Consider the following 377-nt stretch of genomic DNA (forward strand, 5'->3'; position numbering starts at 1 on the left):
GGTAACAGCTAGTAGCTTTACTCTCTGGGCCAGCGTAGGGATCTATAATTCCTACGAAGCCGCATCAATCGCAGAAATTCAAGCTGCCGCAGCAGAGTCAGCTTGTGCAAGAACACACTTAAGTAATGCAAACCGTAATGCTGTTGAAATTCGCCGGCGGGACCTGACGAACCTTACAAAGGTCTGCCCATCGATCGATCAACAGGCGAAAGCCTTCAACCCGCAACCTTCCAGCGGTTGATTTAACCCGATTCACCCAACCTGCCCCTCCCGGGCAGGTTTTTTTTACTCAAAAAATGTTCGGTGCCTTCCTCGCGTGCTCTCCAGGAAGCGCTGGACGCCGTCGGCGTTTGTAGTGTCTGGTGTTAGGCATCTCG

1 protein-coding gene is annotated in these 377 nt (G+C 52.3%); it reads left to right on the forward strand.

The genetic code is table 11. From position 1 onward, the window contains the following. On the forward strand, nt 1-241 hold a 241-nt coding region (locus AC3XQU_RS23210; protein WP_489876511.1), incomplete at its 5' end, for a hypothetical protein. Nucleotides 242-377: the final 136 nt, after the last annotated feature.

Source organism: Telluria sp. AZSoR62, assembly GCF_058111565.1.